27 protein-coding genes are annotated in these 24783 nt (G+C 69.7%); 10 read left to right on the forward strand and 17 right to left on the reverse strand.

The genetic code is table 11. The annotated features are described in order from the left end of the window. Position 1: 1 nt before the first annotated feature. Positions 2 to 1141, reverse strand: a complete 1140-nt coding sequence (locus J7E25_RS15535) for an LLM class flavin-dependent oxidoreductase (RefSeq protein WP_214871071.1) — start codon at positions 1139 to 1141, stop codon at positions 2 to 4. Between the two features lie 72 nt (positions 1142 to 1213). Continuing rightward, on the reverse strand, positions 1214 to 1990 hold the full coding sequence (locus tag J7E25_RS15540; protein WP_214871072.1) for a fructosamine kinase family protein: 777 nt from the start codon (positions 1988 to 1990) through the stop codon (positions 1214 to 1216). A 95-nt stretch (positions 1991 to 2085) separates the two neighbouring features. Here J7E25_RS15540 and J7E25_RS15545 point away from each other — a divergent pair, with 95 nt between their 5' ends. Then, a complete protein-coding gene (locus tag J7E25_RS15545) occupies positions 2086 to 2919 on the forward strand; it encodes a glycosyltransferase family 2 protein (protein WP_214871073.1) in 834 nt (277 codons plus the stop codon). A 4-nt stretch (positions 2920 to 2923) separates the two neighbouring features. On the opposite strand, the gene J7E25_RS15550 is transcribed toward J7E25_RS15545, so the two are convergent. Then, complete coding sequence (locus J7E25_RS15550; protein ID WP_308164615.1) at positions 2924 to 3781, reverse strand: alpha/beta fold hydrolase; 858 nt, start codon at positions 3779 to 3781, stop codon at positions 2924 to 2926. A gap of 270 nt (positions 3782 to 4051) precedes the next feature. On the opposite strand from J7E25_RS15550, the gene J7E25_RS15555 reads away from it, so the two are divergent. Beyond that, positions 4052 to 4444, forward strand: a complete 393-nt coding sequence (locus tag J7E25_RS15555) for a co-chaperone YbbN (RefSeq protein WP_214871074.1) — start codon at positions 4052 to 4054, stop codon at positions 4442 to 4444. 97 nt (positions 4445 to 4541) lie between these two features. On the opposite strand, the gene J7E25_RS15560 is transcribed toward J7E25_RS15555, so the two are convergent. The 4 genes from J7E25_RS15560 to J7E25_RS15575 form a co-directional block, all read right to left on the reverse strand. Then, positions 4542 to 5159, reverse strand: a complete 618-nt coding sequence (locus J7E25_RS15560) for a hypothetical protein (RefSeq protein ID WP_214871075.1) — start codon at positions 5157 to 5159, stop codon at positions 4542 to 4544. An 11-nt stretch (positions 5160 to 5170) separates the two neighbouring features. Then, the gene (locus tag J7E25_RS15565) at positions 5171 to 6397 is read right to left on the reverse strand and encodes a PLP-dependent aspartate aminotransferase family protein (RefSeq protein ID WP_214871076.1); all 1227 of its coding nucleotides are present in this window, start codon (positions 6395 to 6397) and stop codon (positions 5171 to 5173) included. Positions 6398 to 6452: 55 nt separating this feature from the next. Then, positions 6453 to 7016 carry a type 1 glutamine amidotransferase domain-containing protein gene (locus tag J7E25_RS15570; RefSeq protein ID WP_214871077.1) on the reverse strand — a complete coding sequence of 188 codons (564 nt, stop codon included), beginning with the start codon at positions 7014 to 7016 and terminating at the stop codon, positions 6453 to 6455. Positions 7017 to 7117: 101 nt separating this feature from the next. Further along, positions 7118 to 8119, reverse strand: a complete 1002-nt coding sequence (locus tag J7E25_RS15575; protein ID WP_214871078.1) for a DMT family transporter — start codon at positions 8117 to 8119, stop codon at positions 7118 to 7120. Between the two features lie 103 nt (positions 8120 to 8222). Between J7E25_RS15575 and J7E25_RS15580 the strand changes: the two genes are divergently transcribed. Further along, the gene (locus J7E25_RS15580; RefSeq protein WP_214871079.1) at positions 8223 to 8768 is read left to right on the forward strand and encodes a CGNR zinc finger domain-containing protein; all 546 of its coding nucleotides are present in this window, start codon (positions 8223 to 8225) and stop codon (positions 8766 to 8768) included. Between the two features lie 161 nt (positions 8769 to 8929). Here the strand turns inward: J7E25_RS15580 and rpsO are convergent, their stop codons facing one another. After that, the gene (rpsO, locus tag J7E25_RS15585) at positions 8930 to 9199 is read right to left on the reverse strand and encodes a 30S ribosomal protein S15 (RefSeq protein ID WP_056658110.1); all 270 of its coding nucleotides are present in this window, start codon (positions 9197 to 9199) and stop codon (positions 8930 to 8932) included. 216 nt (positions 9200 to 9415) lie between these two features. On the opposite strand from rpsO, the gene J7E25_RS15590 reads away from it, so the two are divergent. From J7E25_RS15590 to J7E25_RS15600, 3 genes are all read left to right on the forward strand, one after another. Continuing rightward, a complete protein-coding gene (locus J7E25_RS15590; protein ID WP_214871080.1) occupies positions 9416 to 9784 on the forward strand; it encodes a DUF488 domain-containing protein in 369 nt (122 codons plus the stop codon). A 54-nt stretch (positions 9785 to 9838) separates the two neighbouring features. Further along, on the forward strand, positions 9839 to 10288 hold the full coding sequence (locus J7E25_RS15595) for a CHRD domain-containing protein (RefSeq protein WP_214871081.1): 450 nt from the start codon (positions 9839 to 9841) through the stop codon (positions 10286 to 10288). A gap of 223 nt (positions 10289 to 10511) precedes the next feature. Then, a complete protein-coding gene (locus tag J7E25_RS15600) occupies positions 10512 to 11249 on the forward strand; it encodes a hypothetical protein (protein WP_214871082.1) in 738 nt (245 codons plus the stop codon). Positions 11250 to 11270: 21 nt separating this feature from the next. On the opposite strand, the gene J7E25_RS15605 is transcribed toward J7E25_RS15600, so the two are convergent. Further along, the gene (locus J7E25_RS15605; RefSeq protein ID WP_214871083.1) at positions 11271 to 12113 is read right to left on the reverse strand and encodes a CPBP family intramembrane glutamic endopeptidase; all 843 of its coding nucleotides are present in this window, start codon (positions 12111 to 12113) and stop codon (positions 11271 to 11273) included. Between the two features lie 118 nt (positions 12114 to 12231). On the opposite strand from J7E25_RS15605, the gene J7E25_RS15610 reads away from it, so the two are divergent. Both J7E25_RS15610 and J7E25_RS15615 read left to right on the forward strand, forming a co-directional pair. Further along, positions 12232 to 13452: a M4 family metallopeptidase gene (locus tag J7E25_RS15610; protein ID WP_251039166.1), complete on the forward strand. Its 1221-nt coding sequence runs from the start codon at positions 12232 to 12234 to the stop codon at positions 13450 to 13452. Further along, positions 13404 to 13712 (forward strand): protealysin inhibitor emfourin, encoded by a 309-nt coding sequence (locus tag J7E25_RS15615; protein WP_214871084.1) that lies wholly within the window; start codon positions 13404 to 13406, stop codon positions 13710 to 13712. The genes J7E25_RS15610 and J7E25_RS15615 overlap by 49 nt, the downstream gene beginning before the upstream one ends. A 98-nt stretch (positions 13713 to 13810) precedes the next feature. Here J7E25_RS15615 and J7E25_RS15620 read toward each other — a convergent pair whose 3' ends face one another. The 4 genes from J7E25_RS15620 to J7E25_RS15635 form a co-directional block, all read right to left on the reverse strand. Continuing rightward, positions 13811 to 14182 (reverse strand): FKBP-type peptidyl-prolyl cis-trans isomerase, encoded by a 372-nt coding sequence (locus J7E25_RS15620; protein WP_214871085.1) that lies wholly within the window; start codon positions 14180 to 14182, stop codon positions 13811 to 13813. Between the two features lie 170 nt (positions 14183 to 14352). Beyond that, positions 14353 to 15531: a S9 family peptidase gene (locus tag J7E25_RS15625; protein WP_214871086.1), complete on the reverse strand. Its 1179-nt coding sequence runs from the start codon at positions 15529 to 15531 to the stop codon at positions 14353 to 14355. Positions 15532 to 15633: 102 nt separating this feature from the next. Next, positions 15634 to 16797 (reverse strand): PrsW family intramembrane metalloprotease, encoded by a 1164-nt coding sequence (locus J7E25_RS15630; RefSeq protein ID WP_214871087.1) that lies wholly within the window; start codon positions 16795 to 16797, stop codon positions 15634 to 15636. A 9-nt stretch (positions 16798 to 16806) separates the two neighbouring features. Further along, entirely contained in the window at positions 16807 to 18213 is a 1407-nt protein-coding gene (locus J7E25_RS15635) for an FAD-binding oxidoreductase (protein WP_214871088.1), read from the reverse strand. Positions 18214 to 18287: 74 nt separating this feature from the next. Between J7E25_RS15635 and J7E25_RS15640 the strand changes: the two genes are divergently transcribed. Both J7E25_RS15640 and J7E25_RS15645 read left to right on the forward strand, forming a co-directional pair. Next, a complete protein-coding gene (locus J7E25_RS15640) occupies positions 18288 to 19865 on the forward strand; it encodes a DNA-3-methyladenine glycosylase 2 family protein (protein WP_214871089.1) in 1578 nt (525 codons plus the stop codon). A 31-nt stretch (positions 19866 to 19896) separates the two neighbouring features. Further along, positions 19897 to 20568 (forward strand): FadR/GntR family transcriptional regulator, encoded by a 672-nt coding sequence (locus tag J7E25_RS15645; protein WP_214871090.1) that lies wholly within the window; start codon positions 19897 to 19899, stop codon positions 20566 to 20568. A gap of 129 nt (positions 20569 to 20697) precedes the next feature. Here J7E25_RS15645 and J7E25_RS15650 read toward each other — a convergent pair whose 3' ends face one another. Genes J7E25_RS15650 through J7E25_RS15665 form a run of 4 tightly spaced genes read right to left on the reverse strand, consistent with a single transcriptional unit; the run spans position 20698 to position 24718 of the window. Further along, positions 20698 to 21681 carry an ABC transporter substrate-binding protein gene (locus J7E25_RS15650; RefSeq protein WP_214871091.1) on the reverse strand — a complete coding sequence of 328 codons (984 nt, stop codon included), beginning with the start codon at positions 21679 to 21681 and terminating at the stop codon, positions 20698 to 20700. Between the two features lie 58 nt (positions 21682 to 21739). Further along, positions 21740 to 22747, reverse strand: a complete 1008-nt coding sequence (locus J7E25_RS15655; RefSeq protein WP_214871092.1) for an ABC transporter permease — start codon at positions 22745 to 22747, stop codon at positions 21740 to 21742. Position 22748: 1 nt separating this feature from the next. Next, positions 22749 to 24281 (reverse strand): sugar ABC transporter ATP-binding protein, encoded by a 1533-nt coding sequence (locus J7E25_RS15660; RefSeq protein WP_214871093.1) that lies wholly within the window; start codon positions 24279 to 24281, stop codon positions 22749 to 22751. After that, complete coding sequence (locus J7E25_RS15665; RefSeq protein WP_214871094.1) at positions 24278 to 24718, reverse strand: RbsD/FucU family protein; 441 nt, start codon at positions 24716 to 24718, stop codon at positions 24278 to 24280. The genes J7E25_RS15660 and J7E25_RS15665 overlap by 4 nt, the downstream gene beginning before the upstream one ends. Between the last annotated feature and the right edge of the window lie 65 nt (positions 24719 to 24783).

Genomic DNA, 24783 nt, shown 5'->3' on the forward strand with positions numbered 1-24783 from the left:
CTCATGCCCCCTTCACTGCTGCGGCGCCGAACGCGGCGCCCTGCTGGGTCTCGCCGCCGGTCTTCGCGGCGTTGCGCGCCACGAGGAGGGAGGCGTGTGTCGGGGCATCCGGAACCGCAGCGGGCCGATCCTTCGCGAACTCGCGGCGGAGTACCGGAACAACCTCCTCGCCGAGCAGGTCGAGCTGCTCGAGCACGGTCTTCAGCGGGAGTCCGGCGTGGTCCATGAGGAAGAGCTGGCGCTGGTAGTCGCCGACGTAGTCGCGGAAGCCGAGCGTCTTGTCGATGACCTCCTGCGGACTGCCGACGGTGAGCGGGGTCTGCGACGTGAAGTCCTCGAGGCTCGGGCCGTGGCCGTACACCGGGGCGTTGTCGAAGTAGGGGCGGAACTCGCGCACCGCATCCTGCGAGTTCTTGCGCATGAACACCTGGCCGCCGAGGCCCACGATCGCCTGCGCCGCGGTGCCGTGGCCGTAGTGCTCGAAGCGCTGGCGGTAGAGGGCGATCATGCGCTCGGTGTGCGAGGCGGGCCAGAAGATGTGGTTTGCGAAGAATCCGTCGCCGTAGTAGGCGGCCTGCTCCGCGATCTCGGGGCTGCGGATCGATCCGTGCCACACGAATGGCGGCACGTCGTCGAGCGGTCGCGGCGTCGACTGGAAGCCCTGCAGGGGCGTACGGAACTGGCCCTCCCAGTCGACGAAGTCCTCACGCCACAAGCGGTGCAGGAGGTTGTAGTTCTCGAGCGCGAGGTTGATGCCCTGGCGGATGTCCTTGCCGAACCACGGATAGACCGGGCCGGTGTTGCCGCGACCGAGCATGAGGTCGACGCGGCCGTCGGCGACGTGCTGGAGCATCGCGAAGTCCTCGGCGATCTTCACCGGGTCGTTCGTCGTGATGAGCGTGGTCGCGGTCGAGAGCTGCAGCGTCGTCGTCTGTGCGGCGAGGTACGCGAGGGTCGTCGTGGGCGAGGACGACCAGAACGGCGGATTGTGGTGCTCGCCGAGCGCGAAGACGTCGAGCCCGACCTCCTCCGCGTGCTTCGCGATGGTCAGGGTCGCCGTGATGCGCTCATGTTCGGTCGGCGTGCGACCGGTGGTGGGGTCTTGAGTGATGTCGCTGACGGTGAAGATTCCGAACTGCATCTCGCCCTCCTGGGCTCTTCCTCTTGTTTCATGCATTTGCATGTAGTTATCAGAACGGATGAATCGCTCCGACTATTCCCGCGTCCGTCCGACCAGTTCCAGCACCGCCTCGGCGGCCTCGGCGAGAGCGACGCCGTACCCTCGACCGTGCCCGGCCGCGTGCACCGCGAGCGGATGCAGTTGGTGCAGCGCAACGCGCTCACGCCAGCCCGCTCGGAGCGGCGCCGCCCGGTCGTACGCCCCGAGCACGTCGTCGAGGAACGGGCAGCCGAACAGCGCGAGCATCGCGAGATCGGTCTCGCGGTGGCCGCCGTGCGCCGCAGGGTCGATGAGCACCACGCCGTCGGCCGACCACAGCACGTTGCCGTTCCAGAGATCGCCGTGGATCCGAGCGGGCGGCTCTTCGTCGTCGAACGCACCGGACGCGATCGCGTCGGCCGCCCGACGCACGAGCCGGGCCTCTGCGGCGGTCGTGTTCCCGACCTGCTCGGCGATCTCGAGGTAGGGCAATACGCGCTCGCGCGCGTAGAAGGCGCCCCATGTCGGCTCCTCGGCCGCAGGCAACGGGCGACGGCCGATGAAGAGGGGTCCGGCCCATCCGTCGGGCGGTGCACCGAACGCAGCCGCCCCTGCTGCATGCGTCCGGGCGAGGTCGGCGCCGAACGACTGCGCCGCCGCGCGGTTCGGAAGTGCCTCGTCGACGCGCTCGAGCTCGATCCGGCCGGGCGAGAGCGCCACGACGCCGGCCGTCCGTACACCGCCGGCGGCCCCGAGCCACGCCAGGCCGGCCGCCTCGGCCTCGAAGAATCCGTCGGGGGCGTCGTCTCGTTGCTTGACGATGGTCTCCATGCGCCCAGAATACGGAGGGCCGGGGGCGCCGTCTCAGCGCGGCACGACGCAGGATTCGTGCGTGACTGCGCGGTCTCGTGGCTAGACTCGCCGTGATGGGCACCGTTTCGGTCATTGTTCCGAGTTACAACGACGCGGGTTTCCTCGCCGCGTGCCTCGACGCGCTCGCCCGGCAGACGCGCCCCGCCGACGAGGTCATCGTGGTCGACAACGGATCGACGGATGCCACGGCCGACGTCGCCCGAGCCGCCGGCGCCCGGCTCGTCCACGAGCCGTTGCGGGGCATCTGGCCCGCGACGGCCGCGGGCTTCGACGCGGCATCCGGCGACCTCCTCGCCCGACTCGACGCGGACTCGGTGCCCGCACCCGACTGGATCGCCGAGATCGAGCGGCGGATGGCGGCGGCCGACCGCCCGACGGCCGTCACCGACTCGGGCCGGTTCTACGGCGGCACTGCCCTGGTGCGCTGGATCGCCCGCACCATCTACCTCGGCGGCTACTTCACCGTCATGGGCGCGCTGCTCGGCCACCCGCCGTTGTTCGGGTCGAACTACGCGATCCGCGCGGATGCCTGGGCGGAACTGCGCGGCGTCGTGCACCGCGATCGCGCGGACGTGCACGACGACCTCGACCTGTCGTGGTGGCTGCAGCCGGGCATGACCGTCGTTCGGGAGCGCCGGCTCATCGTCGGCGTCTCGGCTCGGCCGTTCGACACCGTCGCGGAGCTCTCCCGGCGCCTGCGCATGGCGTTCCACACGATCGCGGTGGAGTGGCGCGAGTGGCCGCCGCTCGAGCGACGGGCCGACCGTCGCCGCGGGCACCGGCGCGACGCGGGCGATGGCCCCACGATCACTCCCGACGCGGCAGCGGGCCTGGGCTCGGACACGGACGCCGTCGCAGACGAGACCGAGCACCCGCTGAGCGCGTGAGGCGCTACGGCGTGCTGCCGCTCGCCTCGAAGAGCGCGAGCATGTCGCGCGCCAGCTGGTGCGGCGCCGTCTCGCACGGGCTGTGACCGGTGGCATAGACCGCGAGGGTCGCATTGAGCTCGCGCGCCGAACGCTCGTGCAGCTCGCGCGGCCACAGGTCGTGCGCGCCGACGGCGACGAGCTTCGGCACGGTCGCGAGGGCGACGCGCGCCCGGAGGTCGGGAGTGTCCATCATGAGCGCGATGATGTCGTCGACACTGTCGCGCCGCGTGAGGGCGAAGCGCTCGCGTACGAAGGCGAGTCGGCTGGCCGGCACCCGGTTGAGATTGTTGCGGATGCCCCACAGCATGAGCGCCGCTCCCTGGCGGGGCGACGTGTAGGCGCTGATCGGTCCGATGCGCTTGACCCTGCGGAATGCCTGGCCGGGTTCGGGTGGCGCGCTGAGCAGGGTGAGACTCGCGAAGCGGTCGGGTCGTTCGAGCAGCGCGAGCTCGGCAAGGGTGCCCGCGAAGCTGTACCCGAGCACGTGCGCGTGCCCGGTGCCGTCGTCGAGCACGGCGAGCAGGTCGTCGAGGAAGAGCCGCTCGTCGTACCTCGAGCGGGGTGGATCGAGATTCCACGGGCCGGCGTGTGCCGACTCGTACTGCCCCGCGAGGTCGAACGCCTCCACCCTGAAGCCCGCCGCGGCGAAGAGCGGGAACATGAGCACGAAGTCCTCTTTCGACCCCGTGGCGCCGGGCACGAGCACGACTCGCGGCGCGTCGGAAGGACCGAGGGCGACGCGGGCGAGCTGCCCGCTCGGTGCGTCGAACCGTGTGAACTCGGTGCCGGGCGGGAACGCCCGCCAGTCGACATCGTGAATGGCCGCGTCGAGAAGGAACGCCTCGTCGACAGCGCCTGCGGCCGCGGGGACACCGACCGCTTCGGCGGCGGCGCGGCGACGGAACGACCCGATCACCCCTCCGAATGCGACCACGGGTTCACGATATCGGACCCCGATGACGCTCGGGCGGAAGGGGAAGGCGAAGTTCGGCGCCCGGAATACGACCTCTGGAGCGACAATTCCAGTGCGCCTACGCCGTTCACAGGAAATACCGGGCGGACGGACAGATCTCGACCCTAGGCTGGAGCGATGGCTACCGTCGCGCTGACTCTGGACACCTTCGAGAAGACGATCCTCCAGGAGGGGACCGTCTTCGTCGACTTCTGGGCAGGCTGGTGCGGCCCCTGCATGCAGTTCGCGCCGAACTACGAGTCCGCGTCCGAGGCGAATCCCGACCTCGTCTTCGCGAAGGTCGACACCGAAGACCAGCAGCAGCTCGCCGCCGCGATGAACATCACGTCGATTCCCACGATCATGGCCTTCAAAGACGGCATCGGCGTGTTCGCCCAGGCCGGCGCACTCCCCCGGCCGATGCTCGACGAGCTCGTCTCGCAAGTGCGCGCGCTCGACATGGACGAGGTGCGCGCCGACCTCGCACGTCAAGAGGCTGAAGGTGCCGGCGCCGAGCGCGCGGAGGCCTGAGCGCCCGAGGCCCCGGCTCGCCACGAGCGTGAGCGCGGCGAAGCCGGTGTCGCCCGAGCACTGACGGCGATCGGATGCCGCCGACTCGCGGCATCCGTCAGGCCGTCGCCGTACCGCTCTCGAGATACGGCAGCCCACTGAGGTCGAGCTCGACGCCGAAGGGGCGCGACGCCCCCGTCACGAGCGCCGGCACGCGCACGTACTCGCCCCGATCGCGGTACCCGTCGAGCAGCTCGACCCAGCGCTCCTCGGCGCCGCTGCCGAGGAACCCCGCGTGGCGCGGGCGGTTTCCGCCCACGAGCTGCACGCCGACGCGATATCGGCGGGAGAGCCAGCGACTCGCGCGCGGCACGAGCACGGCCTGCTGCTCGGCACCACCGTGGAGGCGAGCGAGCTCGATCGACGGCTGGTGCCGCCCGACGTCGGCGACCGGCACGACGGTGCGCACCTTGCGGTCGACGTGCGGCGCATCGATGAGCGTGAGCCCGTCAAGGCTCGCGAGGTCGCCCCACTGGTCGGGGTTCGCCGGGCGACTGCTGCGCACGAGTGACACGACGAGCACGACCGCCGCGGCTGCCGTCAGCGCGACGAGGAGCCAGAAGGCCCACGGCGCGGCATCCGGCCGAACCACCGTCGTCGCGAGGAGCAGCACGAAGAGCACGAGGAACGGGAACGGCTCCCACGCGAGCAACGGCTTCGAACGCGGAGCAGGCATCGACTTTCCCATCAGCGCGGACCGACCGCCTTGTCGAGGGCGCGGGCGAGGTCGGCGATGAGGTCATCGGCGTCTTCCAGCCCGATCGAGAACCGCAAGTGGCCGTAGCGCTGGAACTCGGGCGGGTAGAACGCCACTCGCGGGCCGCTCGTGCCGACGTGCACGATGAGCGACTCGTCGTGACCGAGCGAGACGGCCGAGGTGATCACCCTGAGCCTCGCCACGAACCGGTTCTGCATCGCCGGGTCGCCGTCGAGCGCGAACGCCATCATGCCGCCGAAGCCGCCGTCGAACTGGCGGGCGGCGAGCTCGTGCTGCGGATGCGACGCAAGCCCCGGGTAGGCGACGAACGCCACCCGCGGGTCGTCGTCGAGGAACGCCGCGACGCGCTCCGCGGAGGCGAACGACTGCCGGAGTCGCAGGGGCAGCGTCACCGAGCCGCGCGCGATGAGCCACGCGTTGAACGGGCTGATCACGCCGCCGACGTCGACCATCGCGTCGTGCTTGATCGGGTCGATGAGCTCGCGTCGGCCGATGACCGCGCCGCCCATCGCGTCGCCGTGCCCGTTGATGTACTTCGTCAGCGAGTGCACGACGAGGTCGGCGCCGTGGTCGAGCGGACGGAACGACGGCGGCGGCGTGAACGTCGAGTCGACGGTGAGCAGCGCACCGGCGCGGTGGGCGAGCTCGGCGACCGCCGCGACATCCGTCACCTTCGTGGTCGGGTTGGCCACCGCCTCGATGTGCACGAGGCGGGTGTTCGGCTGGATCGCGGCCTCGACGGCCGCAAGGTCGCTCGTGTCGACGAAGTCGGCCTGGATGCCGTACTTCGTGGGCAGCAGTTCGGCGAACAGGCGGTGGATCGCCTCGTACGAGACATCGCTCACGACGACGTGATCGCCCGACTTCAAGTGGGTGAAGAACACGGCGTGCAGGGCCGCGACGCCGCTCGCGAGCGCCACCGCCGCTTCACCGTGCTCGAGCGTGGCGAGCTTCTCCTGCAGCGCGAGCTGGTTCGTGCCCGAGTTGCGCGTGTAGAGCGGCGACTCGGTTCCCGACCAGCTCATGGTCGACGGGTCGTCGGGCAGCGCATAGGAGTTCGCCATCACGATCGGCGTGCGGATGGCGCCGCTGCCCCCGTCGATGTCGTTGCCGGCGTGCACCGCCTGGGTGTGGAAGCCGTATCCGCTCCAGTCCTCGCCGTGCGTCGCGGTCGTGCTGCCCTGCGCTGTCGTCATCCCTCAACGCTATGGCAGGCCGTGCGGCTGTGACGACGCCGGGCGACGGCGCAGGTCACACGGTCTGCCCGGCGTGCTCTCCCTCGCCGATCTCCTCGATCGTCTTCGCGATGAACGCCGGCAGGTCCTTGGGTCTGCGGCTCGTCACGAGGCCCTGGTCGACGACCACCTCCTCGTCGCTCCAGTGGGCGCCGGCGTTCACGAGGTCGGTCTTCAGACTCGGGTAGGACGTCACGCTGCGGCCGCGCACGACGCCCGCCTCGGCGAGGAGCCACGGCGCGTGGCAGATCGCGGCGACGGGTTTGTGCTGCTCGAAGAAGGAACGGACGAAGGCGACGGATGCCTCGTCCATGCGCAGGTGGTCGGCGTTCACGACTCCGCCGGGGAGCACGAGCGCGTCGAACGTTCCCGCGTCGGCGTCGGCGACCGGGAGGTCGACGTCGAAGGTGTCGCCCTTCTCGCGGTGGTCGAACCCGAGCACCGTGCCCGCAGTCGGCGAGACGAGGCTCACCAGGGCGCCCGCGGCGCGCAGTGCGTTCCAGGGCTCGGTGAACTCGACCTGCTCCACGCCGTCGGTCATGAGGAATGCGACCTTCTTGCCTGCGAGTTGCGCGGCCATGGTATCTCCTTCGTCTCGTGGGTGTGGACGTTCTGAGTGGACGTTCCACGCTACGAATCGGGCGATCGGGCCGACAGAGGGTTGACACGAGTGCCGGGAGGTTACGAAACGTCGCCCTGCCGAGGGCCGGCGGCGCTGCCGGCACCAACGGTGCCCGGAACCCGCACGAGGTCGAGTTCAGGGGCGGCCGCAGGCTGATCGGGCGTGCGGCGCTCGAGACGCACGAGCACGATGCCCGCGAGGATGAGCAGCCCGCCGATGGCTTGCACCGGCCCGATCGCCTCGCCGATGAGCACCCAGGAGACGATCGCGGCGAAGACGACCTCCGAGAGTCCGAGGAACGACGAGAGCCTGGTACCGAGCATGCGGATGGCCTGGATCCCCGCGGCGTAGGCGAATGCCGTCGAGATCGCGCCGACCATGAGCACCGGCACCCACCACGGGGCGACACCGCCGAAGAACTCGATGTCCGTGAACTCGGCCTCGAACGGTACGAGTCCGGTGAGCGCGGCGGAGCCGAGCACGAGGCATCCGATCACGCATCCGGCAGCGGCGAGGGCGATGGGCGGCACGCCGGTGTCGCTCCGCTCGCCGAGCAGGTAGTAGACGGCGACGCCGATCATCGCGATGCCGGCGATCACGACCCCGAAGGGATCGAGGGTGCCGCCTGCCGGACCGATCACGAGCACGAGACCCGCGATCGCCACGACCGACCCGGCGAGCACGACGAACTGTGGTGCACGACGACTGGTGACCCAGGCGAAGGCCACGAGCGCGACCGGGGCGAGGTACTCGACGAGCAGTGCGGTGCTCACGGGAATGCGTGCGATCGCGGTGTAGAAGGCGAGTTGCACGCCGGCGACGGCGATCACGGAGTAGACGAGCACCGTCCACTTCGCGCGCCAGAGCGGCCGCAGGTCGAATCTCAGGGCGAAGAGGCCCGGCACGGCGAGCAGCACGGCCGCGACGGTGATGCGGAAGAACACGGCCGCGCCCGGCGACCATCCCGATTCGAGCAGGGGCTTGACGATCGCGCCGCCCGCACCGAAGGCGAGGCCGGACGCGAGCCCGAGGAGGATTCCGATCCCGCGTGACCCGTGCATACGCTGCCCATCCGTCCATTCCGCCGAGCCGGGCCGAGCTCCCCTGTCATGCCCGAAACCGGTTATGCTCATGACAGTAGTGGAACCGTGCGTCAGGAGTCAAATGATTTTCACCCATGACACCGAAGTGGCCCTCGGCTTCGTCGCCGCCCTCACCGAGACCTCGCCCGAGGCATCCGATTCGGGCGATGACGAGCTGTCGACCCCGGGGCAACTCGTCGCCCTGCTCGACGCGTGGGACTACTCCGGCCGCCGTGACGGCGACGAGCGCGAGCTCGCCGAGGTGCGCGACGCCCGCGCCCGACTTCGGGCGATCTGGCTGCAGGACCGCGACGATGCGGCCGTCTCCGTCAACGAACTGCTCGCCGAGGCGCGCGCCCTCCCCCGCCTCGTTCGTCATGACGGTGCGGACTGGCACATCCATGCGACCGAGGCCGAAGCCCCACTCGCCCGGAGAATCCTCGTCGAGGCGGCCATGGCGCTCGTCGACGCCATCCGTGCCGACCAGATGGAGCGGCTTCGCGTGTGCGACGCGGATGACTGCGAGGGCCTGTACGTGGACCTCTCGAAGAACACCTCGCGCCGGTTCTGCAGCACGCGATGCGGCAATCGGATGGCCGTTCGCGCGTACCGGGCGCGGGCGAGCTGACTGGGGCGGATACGTGGCGCTTCGGCGGCGCGCCTCCGCGTTTCGACCGCGCCCTGCCGCGCTTCGACCGCGCGCCGAAGAACGAAAACGGGCCGCCGCCCGAAGGCGACGACCCGTTCCGAAGAAGTTCGCGGTATCAGCGAAAGCCGCGCAGAATGCGCTTAGCGGCGCAGACCGAGACGCTCGATGAGCTTGCGGTAGCGGTTGATGTCCACATCGGCGAGGTAGCCGAGCAGACGACGACGCTGACCGACGAGGAGGAGCAGGCCACGACGCGAGTGGTGGTCGTGCTTGTGCTCCTTCAGGTGCTCGGTGAGGTCTTTGATTCGCTTCGTGAGGAGCGCGATCTGAACCTCGGGGGATCCAGTGTCACCGGGGTGCGTCGCGTACTCTTCGATGATCGCCTTCTTGACATCAGCTTCAAGTGCCATAGATGGGATCCCCTTTCTCTCGTTGCGCGCTGCCCGTGGCCTGATGCCTGGGCTCTCTTTGTGCGCGGCCGTTCTGACGGCAACCTGAAGAGTCTACCAGAGCGGATGCCTGGGGGCCGACGCCTTCTCGGGGACGCCCGGCCAGCCGGGCCCGACCCGGCCCGAGCGACAGCTCGCCGGGTGACAACGCTCGCGCACCGGGGCAGACTGGCCACCATGGGCTTCACGATGAAGCGCGTGTACGAGCCGGCCGACCCATCCGATGGCTACCGGGTGCTCGTCGATCGGCTGTGGCCGCGCGGTGTGCGCAAGGAGCGCGCCGAACTCGATGAGTGGGCCAAGGATGTCGCCCCCTCCCCAGCGCTCCGCACGGAGTGGCACCACAACCGTGAACGCTTCGACGAGTTCGCCGAGCGGTATCGCGACGAGCTCGACGCCAACCCCGCCGCCGACGCGCTGCTCGCCACGGGCCGCGAGCAGCCACGCGTGACCCTGCTGTTCGGCGCCCGCGACGAGCAGGTCAACCACGCGGCCGTGCTGCTCGCGTGGCTTGCAGCGCATGGGGCATCCGTCGAGCCATTGTGACTCGATCGCGCGCGGCGTAGCGTGCGCTGTGACCAGAGGAAGTGAGGTTCGATCATGATCACGACCACGCGGGCGCGCACCGCCGCGCTCACCCTCGCAGCCGTCGTTGCACTCACGTTCGCCGGCGCCGGAGCCGCACAGGCCGAGCCGCCCTCCATGCCGGCGATCCCGCTGAACAACGAGCAGGAGACCACCGGCGCCACCGGTGGCGCGAGTGGATTCTTCTCCTACGAGATCGATGGCGACCAGTTCTGCTACACGCTCGAGGTCGACGGACTCACTGCGCCGGCGACTGCGGCACACATCCATTTCGCGCCCCGCAACGTGGCGGGCGACGTCGTCATACCGCTTGCGGTGCCGAGTGGCACGACCTTCGAGGTGGATGCCTGCACCACGGCAGGCGAGACACTGCTCGCCGAGATCACCGAGAACCCGCGCAACTACTACGTCAATGTGCACACGTCGACGTTCCCAGGCGGTGAAGTGCGCGGGCAGCTGAAGTAGCACCGCACACCACGCCCCCCGTTATCGGGCTTCTGCTGCCGCTCCCGTCGGGCATATGCTCCAATCGGATCGGCGGACCATGGCAGGAAACGACGACGAGGTCGATGCGCGTTCAGAGCTCGAATCGCGGGTGTACTCGCGTTCCGGCTCTGTTGAGCCGCGCGTCGCCCGCTACGACCACGCCTCAGGACGAGTGCTCGAGCTCACCGAGAGCGAATGGCAGTTGCTCGAGATCGAACGCGAACGCGGCGACAAGCGGGTCGACACGACAGGGTCGCTCCCGACCGCGCTCGACGGCAAGCCTGACGTCGAGCCATCCGTGCTGCCCGCAGAGAATGCGTCGTCTTCGCGGCGGCGGAGGCTGACGCCGCTGGCGGCCGGAGCGATCGGAATCGTCGTCGGCGCCGCGCTGTTCGCCGCCTGGCTCGGGCTCGGCGAGGCGGTGAATACACCACCGCGGTTCGATATCACCATCGTCCCGTCGCCGACGGCCGACCCCGACTCGTCACTGCCTGCCGGCGCAGCGCTCGACTTCTTCCGCGACCCGCGACGGGGCAACGGCGTACTCCCCGGGGAAGGGATGTTCCCTGGCTGGCTGAACACGACCTTCGATATGTCGAGTGTCGCGCGTATCGTCGGTCCCGACGGGCCGGCAGCAGGTGTGACGGTCTACGCAGCGGTTCTGGTCAGTTCAACGGTCTCGAACAATCCAGCGGTCCCGAGAAGCGGCATCTCGTGCCTCATCGTCAAACTGGAGGCGAACGGCATGGTATGGAACTGCACCTCCTTGGAACGCGTGCTCGAGCGGGGCATGACGATGAACGCAGCCATTCCCAGAGATGTCGGAACGCACACCGATCAAGATGGCGACGGCGTCATGGGGAGAGCATCGGAGACCGATGTACTCACCGTGGAGTGGCGACCGGACGGAACGTTCGTCGTGAGGCGGCACGACCCTTGACGCGGATGACCCGCCAAGCCCTCACGGCGCGAGCAGGAAGATCGGCGGCACTCCGGTATGCGCGTACACGATCACGAGGAAGACCACGAGATCGAACAACAGGTGCACCGTGATCACGAACGCGAGCGACTTCGTGAGCATGAACGTGTAGCCCTGCAGGAGCGCGAACGGGATCGTCAGGAGCGGTCCCCAGCTCTGGTAGCCGAGCTCCCAGAGAAATGACACGAACACGATCGACTGCAGCAGGTTCGCCTGCCACACCGGGAAGTGCCGGCGCAGCAGGGCGAACACCGTGCAGACGAAGAACAGCTCGTCCCAGATGCCCACGGCGTTCACGCCCACGAACAGCCGCGCGATCTCATCGGGCAGCGTCACCGTCGGCCAGTTGGTGTAGACGCCCGAGGTGATGAAGTAGAACGGCAGGATCAGCCACCCGAGTGCGGCGATCAACACCAGGTATGCCCATTGCACCGGCGACCACCGGTGGCCGGTACGCCAGGGGAATCGGATGACGCGGTCGCCGAACACGAATCGCGAGATCACGAAGGGCACGGCGACTGCGAGGGAGAGCACCACGCCCATCAGGAGCATGTTGCCGTAGCTGATGTCGGCCGCGACCGAGATCGTCGAGACGATCGTCTCGCCCAGTGCCACGAGTGCGAGGTCGGGCAGGAGCCGGCTCGTGCGCCCAGAGCGGTCGGCGAGCCACGCGCCGGCGAGGCCGACCGCGAGCATCGCATACCCCACGAGCGGCACCTCGACGCCGAAGAGGAACACGGCGGCAGCGCACACGATCGCGGCCGGCACGAGGCCGATCGGATGGGTGCGCACGTCGGGCGGGGCGGCGACAGTGGCAACTTGCACGAGCCCAGCTTCGCAACCGGGATGCCGCGCGGCAAGTCGACGCAGGGCGCCGGGCGGATGTCGGCGCGCCGGGCGAACTCACACCCCGCCTGTCAGCGGCGCATGCCACCATCGAATCATGACGCGGATGCCCCGGCCCTACCCCTACTCGACACCGCTCCACGCGATCGTGCCGCCCTATCTGCTCGCGCGCATCGCGGCGATCGCCGATCCCCGCTTCGACGTCGCAGCCGACGCCGCGCGCCGGTCGCTGCTGCGAGACGCACCCATGCGCGAGTGGCGGCGCGAGGGCGAACCCCCATCGTTCATCCCTCACGAGCATCCCCCGCGCGACGAGCGTCCCGCTGCCCGGCCGGGCACGGCACCCGCTCCCGATCGCCGCATCTCCGACGCGGAGAACGCCGAGCGGCTGCCGGGGCGCCTCGTACGCCGCGAGAGCCAGCCGGCCACGGGCGATACGGCCGCCGACGCGGCGTACGACGGCCTCGGCGACACCTTCGAGCTCTTCGCACGCGTCTTCGCCCGCGACTCCATCGACGGCGCGGGCATTCCACTCGAGGCCACCGTGCACTACGGCGACCGCTACGACAACGCCTTCTGGGACGGCGAGCGCATGGTCTTCGGCGATGGCGACGGCGAGGTCTTCCGGGGATTCACCAGCTCGCTCAGCGTCATCGGTCACGAACTCGCGCACGGCGTCACCGAGCGCACGGCGAAGCTGCGCTACGAGGGTCAGTCCGGAGCACTCAACGAACACATCTCCGACGTGTTCGGCGCACTCGTCGAGCAGTACGCCATGGGTCAAGATGCCGCGTCGGCGACGTGGCTCATCGGAGAGGGCGTGTTCACCGATCTCGTCGAGGGGCGCGCCATCCGTTCGATGAATGAGCCCGGAACGGCGTACGACGACGACGTGCTCGGTCGCGACCCGCAGCCCGACCATTTCGACCGGTACATCGAGACCGACGACGACAACGGCGGCGTGCACCTGAACTCCGGCATTCCCAATCGCGCGTTCGCCCTCGCGGCGATCGAACTTGGCGGGTTCGCCTGGGAGCATGTCGGGCGCGTCTGGTACGACGTGCTCACGTCGGGCATCCTCCGCCCCGACGACGGATTCCACACGTTCGCCGCCGAGACGGTGCGCGCGGCGAATGAGCGCTTCGGCGCCGATTCCCCCGAGTCGCGAGCCGTGACCAGCGGCTGGAGCGGGGTCGGCATCGACGTGCTCGCGTCGCCGGATCCGGCCCAAGAGGGTGCCGCGAGCGGCCCCGGGAGTACGATGCCGACATGGACGTCATCGTCTCGCGGAGCGGAGGCATCGCCGGGCTTCGACTGACGTGGGAAGTCCACGTCGAGGAGCAGCCCGACCCCGACGACTGGTACGTCCTGATCCGCGAGATCCCGTGGAGCACGCCGCCGCCGGTTCCGCCCGAACCCGACCGCTTCATCTATCGCATCCGCTGCGAGCCGCATGAGGCGACGCTCGCCGAGCGTCAGCTCACCGGGCCCTGGCGTGCGCTGGTCGAACGAGTGCAGGAGCGAACAGAACCCGAGCGGAGTCCGCACAAAACCCGGCCGCGGCGTACCGCGCACTGAGCCGCCTCACGGTCGCGGCGGCGGCGCCATGACCGGCCGGGCATGACGAAGGCCGGCAGGCTGCATGCCCACCGGCCTTCGAGATCAGGCGATCGTGCTCAGCTGACGCCGAGCAGGTCGATCACGAAGATCAGGGTCTTTCCAGAGAGCTGGTGGCCGCCGCCGACCGGGCCGTAGGCCTGGTGCGGGGGCACCGTGAGCTTGCGTCGACCGCCGACCTTCATGCCGGGGATTCCCTCCTGCCAACCGGCGATGAGCGCCTGAAGAGGGAAGTTGATGGACTGCCCGCGGCTCCACGACGAGTCGAACTCATCGCCCGACTCGTACTCGACGCCGAGGTAGTGCACGTCGACGGTCGAGCCGGGTGTCGCCTCGGCGCCATCGCCCACCACGATGTCCTCGACCACGAGTTCAGTGGGAGCGGGGCCCTCGGGGAAGTCGATTTCGGGCTTGCTGTTCGTATCGGTCATGCGTCCAGCCAAACAGATCAAGGGGTGCGGGGCAAACGCGGACGACCGTCCACCCCCCTCTTGCGCTCACCGCGAACACGTTGCACGCTGGTATTCGAGAACTCGTCGTCCTGTAGCGCTGTCGGCAGTGCCACACCACAGGGCGGCGAGTTTCTTCGTGTTCGGAGGGGCTAGCGCAAGCGGTCGGCGAACCAGCCGAAGACGTCGCTGAAGTAGCGCGATGGTCCCATCCCCTCGCAATGTCCGCCGCTGCCGTCGGCCTCGCGGTACACCGTGAACTGCTTCTCGTCGACTGTGAGCCGGTCGAAGAACTCCTCGGTTCCGGCTTGCGCGGGGTCGCCCTCGCCGTAGGAGACGAACGTCGGGCACTCGAGCGCCTCGACGTCGACCGTCCACTCCCGCATCAGCTGCGCGTACGCGAGGGGCGAGTCGACGCCGTGGGCCCGTGCGCGAGACAGCCAGAACTCCTGTCCGTGCACGCCAGGGTAGGCCTCCCAGATGGCGTCGTCGAAGGCCGGATCGCCTGCGTCGAGGAGCGCGAGGAGGTCGGCGGGCATCCGCGACCGGAAGACGGCGCCCATGTCGTATTGCGCGGGATCTGCCGACATCGCGGTGATCCGTGGTTCCATCGAGGCCGCCCGCGGCGCGAGGTAGCCGCCGAAGCTGCGCCCGACGATGCCGATGCGTTCGCCGTCGAGGTCGGCCCGAGTGCGCACGAAATCGATCACGGCGCCCGCGACAGCCTCGAAATCGGGACGGAACGGGATGCCGCGATCGAAGAGCATCTCCGCCTGGCCCGGGCCCGAGAACATGATCACGGAGAAGCCGCGGGCCGCCGCCTCGGCCGCGCCGAGCGAGTACAGCTCCTCGACCGGCGAGTCGTAGCCGCACGGAAGGAGCAGCGTCGGGCCCGGCGCCGCGTCGCGCGGGCGGACGAGGTATCCCTCGAGCTCGACGTCTTCGTACGGGATCGAGACGCGCTCCGTCGGGAAGGGCAGGTGCGGAGCCGCCGCCCGGAACGCCGCCTGGCTGTGGTGGAAGGCCTCGAGCAGGGCCACCCCGTGCGGCTCCCGCCGCGTGAAGAAATATGCCGAACGGTAGTACTCGCTCGCGCGGAGGTGGGCGGATACCGCGTTCACGTCGTGTCCCGCCGCGGCCTCCGCTTCACCGAGCAGCCGCGCCGACTCCCCCGCCGCGAACCACTCGCCGTACCAGCTGTCGTAGTCGCGCGGAACGATGCGCGCGGCGACCGCGAAGATCTCGCCCAGGTCGCAGCATCCGTACGACGCCTTCGCGGCAGTGCGCTGCAACTGCCGGTCGAACTCGGGGTCGTCGAAATAGAGCTGCATCAGGTCCTTCCGCGCCGCCGGGCGCGGCCTCTGCGCACATCATAGGGTCGCGCCACGGCGCCTGGATGCCCCGGAAACGGGGGTGATCCGCACCATCGCGACTCAGCGCTGCAGCGCCGCCCGATCGATTGCGACGGCATCGAGCAGCAGTCGCTCGTCGGTGACGTGCCGCACGTCGCCGCGGCCGGAGACGAGCACATGCCGGTTGAACGCGAGATGCGTGGCATCGGCGATGAGCCGCCGCATGAGCGCGGTTCGCGGCGGCGTCTGCGACCGCGCCCACGCCCGCGCCCGCCGGCGACCGGCCGGAGTCGCGAGCATCTCGACCTCGGCGGCGCTGAACCACCCGACGGCGGCGTACTCGCCGAGACGAGCGCGCGTCACGCGCACCTCCTGGCGGCGGAGGAAGAACGTGAGGAGCACCGCGCCGACGAAGATCGGCACCTGCACGGTGAAGTAGAGCCCGACCGCGTCGTCGGCGAACGCGAGCGACCCGTTCCAGAGGGCGTGCAACAGCACGGCGGCGGCGAGGCCGAGCAGGAACCAGCCCACGACGCCCGCTCCACCGCCACGCCGGGCGCCGATGCCGATGACGAGCCCCGTGCAGGCCGTGAACAGCACGTGCGCGAACGGGGAGAAGAGTCCGCGCACCACGAACACCGCGCCGAGCTCGCCCGCGCCGCCCTCGGCGAGCGCGGCACCGAAGTAGAGGATGTTCTCGGTGAAGGCGAAGCCCGCCGCGACGGTGGCCGCGTACACGAGGCCGTCGACCGGTCCGTCGAAGTGCGAGCGCGAGAACGCGTAGAGGAGCAGCACGCCGATGCCCTTCGCGGTCTCCTCGACGATCGGCGCCTGCACCACCGCCGCCATCGCCTCGTTCGGGCTGCCGCCGGGCTCGGCGAACGCGAGGAGGAGCTGCAGGCCGAGATCGATGATGAGCGCGGCGGCGACCGATACCGCAGCACCCCAGAGGAACGCGAACCAGAGCGCCCACCGCGGCTCGGGCTCCCAGCGGTCGACCCATCGCACCGCGAGCAGCACGATCGCGAGGGGGACGACAGCGAGGAGTGACCCGATGGCGAGGGCCGACACGCCGAGGGCGACCGCGAGGTAGGCGAGCACGAGCAGGCCGACGACGACGCCGAGCAGGATGCCGACGATCGCGAACGCGGCACCGCCGCTGCGGGCCCGCTGCGGCGGCGGCGGCGCAGCCCACAGCGACGGCGACGGGGTCGGATTCTGCGCTGGCACGGGTGCGTGGCTCACCCGGGCAGCCTATCGAGCGGGCGGCGCGGATGCCTCGAACATCACGCCCGGGTTCAGGATGCCGCTCGGGTCGAACAACGCCTTGATGCCCCGCTGCAGTTCGAACGAGTCGCCGCCGAGCTCGTCGGCGAGCCAGCGTCGCTTGAGGATGCCGACGCCGTGCTCGCCCGTGAGCGTGCCGCCGAGGGCCACAGCGGCTCGGAACAGCTCGTCGGCCGCGGCCCACACGTGCTCGGGCACCTCGTCTCCCGTGAACACGAAGTTCGGGTGGAGGTTGCCGTCGCCCGCGTGCGCGATCGTGGGGATCTCGAGGCCGTGGCGCGCGCCGATCTCCTCGATCGCACGGAACATCTCGGGCAGGCGGGAGCGCGGCACCGCGACGTCTTCGATGAGCACCTGCCCGGTCGCCGCGAAGGCCGGATGCACCGCCCTGCGGATGTCGAGGAGCCGCTCGCCGGTTGCGGCATCCGTCGACACCGCGACGCGGCCGCCCGCCTCGGCGAAGATCGCGGCGATGGCCGCCGCCTCGATCGCCGCCGCCGCGCTGTCGCTCTGGGCGAGCAGGAACGTCTCGCCGGGCGTGATCGACTCGAGGGGCGTGCCGGCGAGCGCCGCCGGGCCGAGGAACGTCGCGACACGGGCGAGGCCCGCCGCGTCGATGAGCTCGAGCACGGCCGGGCGGATGCGAGCGGCCGTGACGCCGGCCGAGGCGCGCGCTGCGGCCCCGACATCGGGGAACGCCGCGGCGACCGTGACGACGGCGCCGGCGATGAGCGGTCGAAGCCGCAGGGTGGCCTCGACGATGACGCCGAGCGTGCCTTCGGAGCCCGTGAACAGGGCGGTGAGATCGTAGCCGGTGACGCCCTTGACGGTGCGGTGGCCCGTGCGGAGCAATCGCCCGTCGGCGAGCACCACGGCGAGGCCGAGCACTGCCTCACGGGTGACGCCGTACTTCGCGCAGAGCAGCCCGCCGGCGTTCGTGGCGATGTTGCCGCCGATCGAGGAGATCGCGCGGCTCGCAGGGTCCGGCGCGAACCAGAGGCCGAGCGGGGCGAGCGAGTCGTTGAGGTCGCCGTTGAGCACACCCGGCTCGACGACCGCGAGCTCGTCGGCCTGGGAGACCTCGAGGATGCGGTTCATGCGCGTCAGGTCGAGCACGATCGCACCCTGGCTCGCGATCGCGCCGCCGGCGAGCCCCGTGCCGGCTCCCCGCGGTACGACGGGCGTTCCGGTCGAGTGCGCGATGCGCATCACGGCCTGCACCTCGGAAACGGATGCCGCGTGCACGACGGCGATCGGCGGCGTGGCGCTGCGCCAACCCGAGCGATCCTCGCGCGTCGCCTCGAGCGCTGCAGGGTCGGTGGAGACGGATGCCCCGAGGGCGTCGCGCAGCAGGGAGATGACGGCATGCGGCATCCCTCCACCCTAGCCGCGGCGCCGATGTCCGATTTCCGCCGGTCGATGTCGTCGGGACGTGCGAGGCTAGGGTCATGACCACGACGATCAGCGCACCGGAGCGGCCCTCTCCTGAAGCGGCGCCGGGTGCCGCACGACCCGGCCGCAGGCGCGTCGACCCGCTCGCCGACCCCGTGTTCGCCGAGCGCTATCGAGCGATGCAGGCGCGTGACGCGCGCTTCGACGGGCAATTCATCACGGGCGTGCACTCGACCGGCATCTACTGCCGGCCGAGCTGCCCCGCAGTTCTGCCGAAGGCCACGAACGTCAGCTTCTACCTCACGGCGGCCGCCGCCCACGAGGCGGGCCTGCGGGCCTGCAAGCGCTGCCTGCCCGACGCGGTCCCCGGCTCCCCCCAGTGGGACCTGCGCGACGACCTCGCCGCCCGCGCGATGCGCCTCATCGCCGACGGCGTCGTCGAGCGCGAGGGCGTGCCGGGCCTGGCCGCCAGGCTCGGCTACACGAGTCGGCACCTCACGCGGGTGCTCACGGCAGAACTCGGCGCCGGCCCGCTGGCCCTCGCCCGCGCTCACCGCGCACAGACCGCGCGCGCCCTGCTCACCTCCACGACCCTCCCCGCGGCGGATGTCGCGTTCGCCTCGGGGTTCGGCAGCATCCGCCAGTTCAACGACACGATCAGGGCCGTCTATGAGCGCAGCCCGCTCGAGCTGCGACTCGCGGCGCGGGTGCGCCAGCGTGAACGGCCCCCCGAGCGGCGGCAGCTCGACACCGAGGCAGGTGTCGTGCACCTGCGCCTGCCGGCCCGGCCGCCGTTCGATGCCGAGGGCGTCTTCGAGTGGCTCGCCGCTCGCGCCGTCGACGGCGTCGAGGTGGCGGGCTCCGATCGGTTCGAGCGCACGCTGCGCCTGCCCGGCGGGCCGGCGCTCGTGCGCTTCGCCGCGACCGGGGGCGACGGCTCCCCCGCGATCGACGTCGAGGCCAAGCTCTCGAGCCTGGCCGACCTGCCGCCGCTCGTCGCGCGGGTGCGCCGCTTGTTCGACCTCGATGCCGATGCAGTCGCGATCGACGCCGCGCTCGCGGCCGATCCGGCGTTCGCCGCGTCGGTCGCCGCGACTCCCGGCATGCGAGTGCCCGGATGCCTCGACCCGCACGAGCTGGTCTTCCGCGCTCTCATCGGGCAGCAGGTGTCGGTGAAGTCCGCCCGCACCACCCTCTCGCGGGTGGCCGCCGAGCTCGGCGAACGCGTCGCCTCGACCGGGGCAGGCGTGCTCTTCCCGACGGCGGCGGCGATCGCCGAGGGCGGCGGGGAGGTGCTCCGCGGGCCGGCCGCGCGCGTGCGCACGATTCTCGACGTCGCCCGCCGGCTCGATTCGGGCGAGCTCGTCGTGGCGCCCGAGCGTGAGCGCGACGAGTTGCAGGCCGACCTGCTGGCGGTGCCGGGCATCGGCCCATGGACGGCCGGTTACCTCGCAATGCGGGTGACTCGCGCGCCAGACGTGCTGCTCACCGGCGACCTCGCGCTGCGCAACGGCGCCGCCAGGCTCGGGCTCGCATCGACACCCTCCGCTCTCGATGCGATCGGCACTCGCTGGGCGCCGTGGCGCAGCTACGCAAGCATGCATCTCTGGCGCGCCGCCGGCGCAGAGATCTGATGTCTGGGCCGATGCGAGGTACGATGCCCGCATGGCGGTCACCGACGAAGCGATCCTGCGCATCAAAGAGATGATCCTCGCCGGAGAGCTCTCGCCCGGCGACCGGCTCCCTCCCGAGAAGGAGCTGAGCGAGCGCCTCGGCCTGTCCCGCTCGTCGCTCCGCGAAGCCGTCAAGGCGCTCGAGGTCATCCGGGTGCTCGACGTGCGGCGCGGCGACGGCACCTATGTCACGAGCCTCGAGCCGCGACTCCTGCTCGAGGCCATGTCATTCGTCGTCGACCTGCACGACGACCAATCGGTGCTCGAGATCTTCGCCGTGCGTCGCATCCTCGAGCCCGCGGCGTCCGCCCTGGCGGCTCGCAACGCCGACGCCGACGACCTCGCCCGGCTTCGCGAGGTGATCGACGGTGTCGACCACGCGACCGACGTCGAAGGTCTCGTCGCCCACGACCTCGAGTTCCACCGCGGGATCGCGGACGCCACCGGCAACAGTTACCTCGCGGGCCTCATCGACTCGCTGTCGAGCCACACCGTGCGAGCGCGCATCTGGCGCGGCATCACGCAGGAAGACGCAGTCGGCCGCACCCTCCAGGAGCACCACGCGATCCTCGAGGCGATCGAAGCGGGCGACGGCGAACTCGCCTCGGCGCTCACGGTCGCCCACGTCAGCGGCGTGGAGCAGTGGCTCCGGTCGGCGCTCTGAGCGTCCTGCGGCGCGCGCCCGCGTACGGAGCGCACGCGCACTGAGCACCCGCGCACTGAGCACCCGCGGCCTGCGCGTGACAGGGGGGTGCCGGCCGCAGCCGTCACCCCCCTCCGCGACATCCGATTCCTACTTGTAGAGCACAGCCTGGATCTCGGGGTCGTCGATGTTGGTCGCGTCGTACCAGAAGAAGCCCGTGTCGATGGTCTTCGGCAATTCCTTGCCGTCGAGCGCCTCAACGGCCGCCTTCACGGTCTCGTAGCCGATGCCGACCGGGTTCTGCGTGATCGCGCCGGCCATCAGGCCGTCGGTGATCGCATCGATCTGCGCCTGGCCCGAGTCGAACCCGATGACCGTGAGCTTGCCCTCGAGGCCGAGCTCGGTGACGGCGTTCACGACGCCGATCGCCGATCCCTCGTTGGAGCCGTAGATGCCCTTGAGGTCGGGGTTCGCCTGGAGGATCGCCTTCGCGAGGTCGGTGGACTTCAGCTGGTCGCCGCCACCGTACTGGATGTCGACGATCTCGATGCCGGGTGCGTTCTCCTCGATGTACTCGACGAAACCGTCGCGACGGTCGATACCGGTCACCGAGGTCTGGTCGTGCACGACGAGCGCGATCTTGCCCGTGTCACCGACGAGCTCCACCATGTGCTTGGCGGCCTCGGCTGCGGCAGCCTTGTTGTCGGTCGCGGCGGTCGTCACGGGGATGTCGCTGTCCACACCCGAGTCGAACGCGATGACGGGAATGCCGGCATCTTGTGCCTGCTGCAGGTAGGGGCCGGCCGCCTGGCTGTCGAGTGCGGCGAAGCCGATCGCGTCGGGACCCTTGTCGAGCGCCGTCTGCAGCTGCTGCAGCTGCTGGTCGACGTCGGCCTCGGTGTCGGGGCCCTCGAACGTGATCTCGACGTCGAATTCCTCGGCAGCCTGCTCGGCGCCTTGCTTCACGGCCTGCCAGAACTGGTGCTGGAAGCCCTTCGAGACGAGGGCGATGTAGGGCTTGTCGCCGCCGCCGTCGCCGCCGCCGGCACCGTCGCCGCCGCCACCGGCGCAGCCGCTGAGAACGAGCGCAGCGGTGACGAGCCCCGCCGCGACGCCGAATGAACGCTTTCGCATGATCGAACTCCTTTGTTGTGTGTTGGTGCAAGGGTTCCGGCCCGCGAAGGCCGGAAGTCTAGGCGTTCTTCCGCCGGAGGATGTCGAGGTACACGGCGATGAGGATGACGGCGCCGACCGCGACCGACTGCCATTCCTGCGGGATCGACATGATGCGCAGGCCGTTCGTGAGCACCGCCATGATGAGCGCGCCGATGACCGTGCCCACGATCGAGCCCTTGCCGCCCTGCAGGGACGTGCCGCCGATGACGACCGCGGCGATCGCCTCGAGCTCGTAGCCCATGCCGAGCGCGGGCTGGGCCGATGAGAGTCGGGAGGCGAGCAGCACGCCCGCGAGGCCGGTGAACAGGCCCGCGAAGGTATAGATCGCGATCTTCCACTTCGTCACGTTCACACCCGAGAGCTCGGTGGCCTCCTCGTTCGATCCGATCGAGAACGTGTAGCGGCCGAGGAGCGTCTTCTTCAGCACGACGCCGGCGATGATCGCGACGATGATGAAGATGAGCACGCCGTTCGGGAACCGGATGCCGGGGATGAGCGAGCCCGTCGCGAGCCGCACGAAGTCGGGCGTCTCCTTGAAGTAGATCGGCGCCGTGCCCGAGATCACGAGCGAGAGCCCTGCGGCGACGAGCATCATCGCGAGCGTCGCGATGAACGGCGGGATCTTCAGCACCGCGACGTTGACGCCGTTGATCAAACCGAGCAGGCCGCCGAACAGGATCGCGAGGATGACGCCGAGCCACAGCGGCAGGCCCAGGTAGGTGAGGAACACGCCCGTCATCACCGCGGAGAGCGTCATACCCGTGCCGATCGACAGGTCGATGCCGCCGGTGATGATGACGAACGTCGTACCGAGGGCCAGCAGGCCGGTCACGGTCGCGGCGAGCAGGATGCCCGTCACGTTCGCCCACGTGAGGAACCTGTCGTTGGCGACCGAGAAGAACACGACGATCGCGATGAGGCTCGCGAAGGCGAGGAGCTGCTGGATCTGGCCGCGGAGCCGTGAGCGCACGGCGCTCGTCGCAGCAGCCTTGGTTGCTGGTTGTTGTGGGGCAGTCGTGGTCAATTCAACTCACCGTTCCTTCAGCGCTGAAGCGCGTTGCGTAGTCCATGACGATCTCCTGGGTCGCCTCGGCGTTGTCGAGCACCGCGTTGAGCCGCCCCTCGCACATGACGGCGATGCGGTGGCTCATGCGCAGCACTTCCGGCAGCTCGGAGGAGATCATGATGATGGATTTGCCCTGCCTCGCGAGCTCCTCGAGGAGCGCGTAGATCTCATCTTTCGCGCCCACGTCGATGCCGCGAGTGGGCTCATCGAAGATGAGGATGTCGCAATCCTTTGCGAGCCATTTGGCGATGACGACCTTCTGCTGGTTGCCGCCCGAGAGGTTCTTCACGAGCTGGTTCGCCGAGGGCGTCTTGATGCGGAGCCGGCCGATGAAGTCGCGTGCGGTGCGGATGATCGCGCCGTCTCGCATGAACCCGACCTTCGAGGTGAATGCCGGAAGGGTGCTCAGCACGATGTTCGTGGCGACATCCTGTTCGAGCACGACGCCAAGTCGCTTGCGGTCCTCCGAGAGGTAGCCGATGCCGAGCCGGGCCGCTTCGGCCGGATTGCCGATCTGCACCTCGCGACCGTCGACCGTGATGCGTCCGGACTCGATCGGGTCTGCCCCAACGATCGCGCGTGCGAGTTCGGTGCGGCCCGCGCCCATGAGCCCCGCGAATCCGAGGATCTCACCGCGGTGGAGCTCGAATCCGACGTTCTTCAGCAGCTTCTTCGTCGAGAGCCCCGCGACGCTCAGCACGACGTCGGGCGACCGCTGCACCTGCCCCGGGCGCTGCTCGCCCGTGATCGTGCGGCCGACCATGAGGGAGATGACCTCGCCGACGGTCGACGTCGCCGTCTCGAGGGTGTCGATGTAGCGGCCGTCGCGGAGCACGGTGATGCGATCGGAGATGCGGGCGAGCTCGTCCATGCGGTGCGAGATGTAGATCACGCCCGTATCGGGAGTGCGGAACCGCTGGATGAGCTCGAAGAGCACCTCGACCTCGGCGTCGTTCAGGGCCGCCGTCGGCTCATCCATGATGAGCACCTTCGCGTTGAACGAGAGGGCCTTGGCGATCTCGACCATCTGCTGGCGTGCCACGGTGAGGTGCTCGACGCGCTCGGCCGGATCGATCGTGAGCCCGAGCCGGTCGAACAGCTCCTGCGCGCTGCGGTTGAGTGCCCGGTCGTCGAGGAAGACGCCGCCCGAGCGGGGCTCGCGCCCGATGAAGATGTTCTGCGCGACCGTGAGGTCGGGCATGAGGTTGAACTCCTGGTGGATGATCGCGATGCCGAGCTCCTGCGCATGGCGGGGCCCTTCGATCGAGAACTCCTCGCCGTTCAGGCGGAACGTGCCGGCGTCCGGCGTGTAGATGCCCGCGAGCAGCTTCATGAGGGTCGACTTGCCCGCGCCGTTCTCACCGACGACCGCGAGCACCTCGCCGTGACGCAGCTCGAGTCGCACGTCGTCGAGTGCCTGCACTCCGGGGAAGCCCTTGCTGACGCCCGAGAGGTGGAGGAGCGCGGTCTTCGTCGTGGTTGCAGGGGTCATCGCGCGGCTCCTCGAGATTCGTAGGCGTTCACGACGCCCTTGCGGAGGATGAGATTGCCGTATGGCCGCAACTCACCCGTGCGCACGACCAGCTGTGCGCCGATGGCCCGGTCGTAGAACGCGAAGCGATCGAGCTCGTCGACGCGGTCGGGCGCGGCCTCCGCAGCGGTCACGAGCTCGTGCTGCACCGGCAGCACCTCGCCGCCCTCGGCCTGCATCAGCAGCACCGACGCACCCTCGTACCCGTCGAGCGGCACGACCGTGCGGATGGCCGCGACGACATCGGCGGCCGCAAGTGCCGGCGCTTCGACGACGACCTCGCCGACACGGTGCGCCGGGAAGTTCGCGTCGGCGACGACGAGTTCATCGCCGTGGCCGAGCCGATCGAGCGCGGCGAGCAAGTCACCGTGGAGGATCGGATGGATTCCACTCAACACGTGTGTGCCTCTCTTCATCGAGATTCGGATAGCGACCAGTCAAAAGCATGAAATCGATTTCGTCA

Source organism: Agromyces sp. ISL-38 (assembly GCF_018613935.1).
GTDB lineage: Bacteria > Actinomycetota > Actinomycetes > Actinomycetales > Microbacteriaceae > Agromyces.

What these genes read in the sequence shown, in the direction of transcription:
- J7E25_RS15615 (WP_214871084.1), top strand. Translation starts at nt 13,404, where the DNA reads ATGGACGTCATCGTCTCGCGGAGCGGAGGCATCGCCGGGCTTCGACTG.
- J7E25_RS15555 (WP_214871074.1), top strand. Translation starts at nt 4,052, where the DNA reads ATGGCTACCGTCGCGCTGACTCTGGACACCTTCGAGAAGACGATCCTC.
- J7E25_RS15625 (WP_214871086.1), bottom strand. Translation starts at nt 15,531, where the DNA reads ATGCAGCTCTATTTCGACGACCCCGAGTTCGACCGGCAGTTGCAGCGC.
- J7E25_RS15660 (WP_214871093.1), bottom strand. Translation starts at nt 24,281, where the DNA reads ATGACCCCTGCAACCACGACGAAGACCGCGCTCCTCCACCTCTCGGGC.
- J7E25_RS15640 (WP_214871089.1), top strand. Translation starts at nt 18,288, where the DNA reads ATGACCACGACGATCAGCGCACCGGAGCGGCCCTCTCCTGAAGCGGCG.
- J7E25_RS15650 (WP_214871091.1), bottom strand. Translation starts at nt 21,681, where the DNA reads ATGCGAAAGCGTTCATTCGGCGTCGCGGCGGGGCTCGTCACCGCTGCG.
- J7E25_RS15610 (WP_251039166.1), top strand. Translation starts at nt 12,232, where the DNA reads ATGACGCGGATGCCCCGGCCCTACCCCTACTCGACACCGCTCCACGCG.
- J7E25_RS15570 (WP_214871077.1), bottom strand. Translation starts at nt 7,016, where the DNA reads ATGGCCGCGCAACTCGCAGGCAAGAAGGTCGCATTCCTCATGACCGAC.
- J7E25_RS15595 (WP_214871081.1), top strand. Translation starts at nt 9,839, where the DNA reads ATGATCACGACCACGCGGGCGCGCACCGCCGCGCTCACCCTCGCAGCC.
- J7E25_RS15590 (WP_214871080.1), top strand. Translation starts at nt 9,416, where the DNA reads ATGGGCTTCACGATGAAGCGCGTGTACGAGCCGGCCGACCCATCCGAT.
- J7E25_RS15545 (WP_214871073.1), top strand. Translation starts at nt 2,086, where the DNA reads ATGGGCACCGTTTCGGTCATTGTTCCGAGTTACAACGACGCGGGTTTC.
- J7E25_RS15560 (WP_214871075.1), bottom strand. Translation starts at nt 5,159, where the DNA reads ATGCCTGCTCCGCGTTCGAAGCCGTTGCTCGCGTGGGAGCCGTTCCCG.
- J7E25_RS15645 (WP_214871090.1), top strand. Translation starts at nt 19,897, where the DNA reads ATGGCGGTCACCGACGAAGCGATCCTGCGCATCAAAGAGATGATCCTC.
- J7E25_RS15535 (WP_214871071.1), bottom strand. Translation starts at nt 1,141, where the DNA reads ATGCAGTTCGGAATCTTCACCGTCAGCGACATCACTCAAGACCCCACC.
- J7E25_RS15575 (WP_214871078.1), bottom strand. Translation starts at nt 8,119, where the DNA reads ATGCACGGGTCACGCGGGATCGGAATCCTCCTCGGGCTCGCGTCCGGC.
- J7E25_RS15540 (WP_214871072.1), bottom strand. Translation starts at nt 1,990, where the DNA reads ATGGAGACCATCGTCAAGCAACGAGACGACGCCCCCGACGGATTCTTC.
- J7E25_RS15580 (WP_214871079.1), top strand. Translation starts at nt 8,223, where the DNA reads ATGATTTTCACCCATGACACCGAAGTGGCCCTCGGCTTCGTCGCCGCC.
- rpsO (WP_056658110.1), bottom strand. Translation starts at nt 9,199, where the DNA reads ATGGCACTTGAAGCTGATGTCAAGAAGGCGATCATCGAAGAGTACGCG.
- J7E25_RS15620 (WP_214871085.1), bottom strand. Translation starts at nt 14,182, where the DNA reads ATGACCGATACGAACAGCAAGCCCGAAATCGACTTCCCCGAGGGCCCC.
- J7E25_RS15635 (WP_214871088.1), bottom strand. Translation starts at nt 18,213, where the DNA reads ATGCCGCATGCCGTCATCTCCCTGCTGCGCGACGCCCTCGGGGCATCC.
- J7E25_RS15565 (WP_214871076.1), bottom strand. Translation starts at nt 6,397, where the DNA reads ATGACGACAGCGCAGGGCAGCACGACCGCGACGCACGGCGAGGACTGG.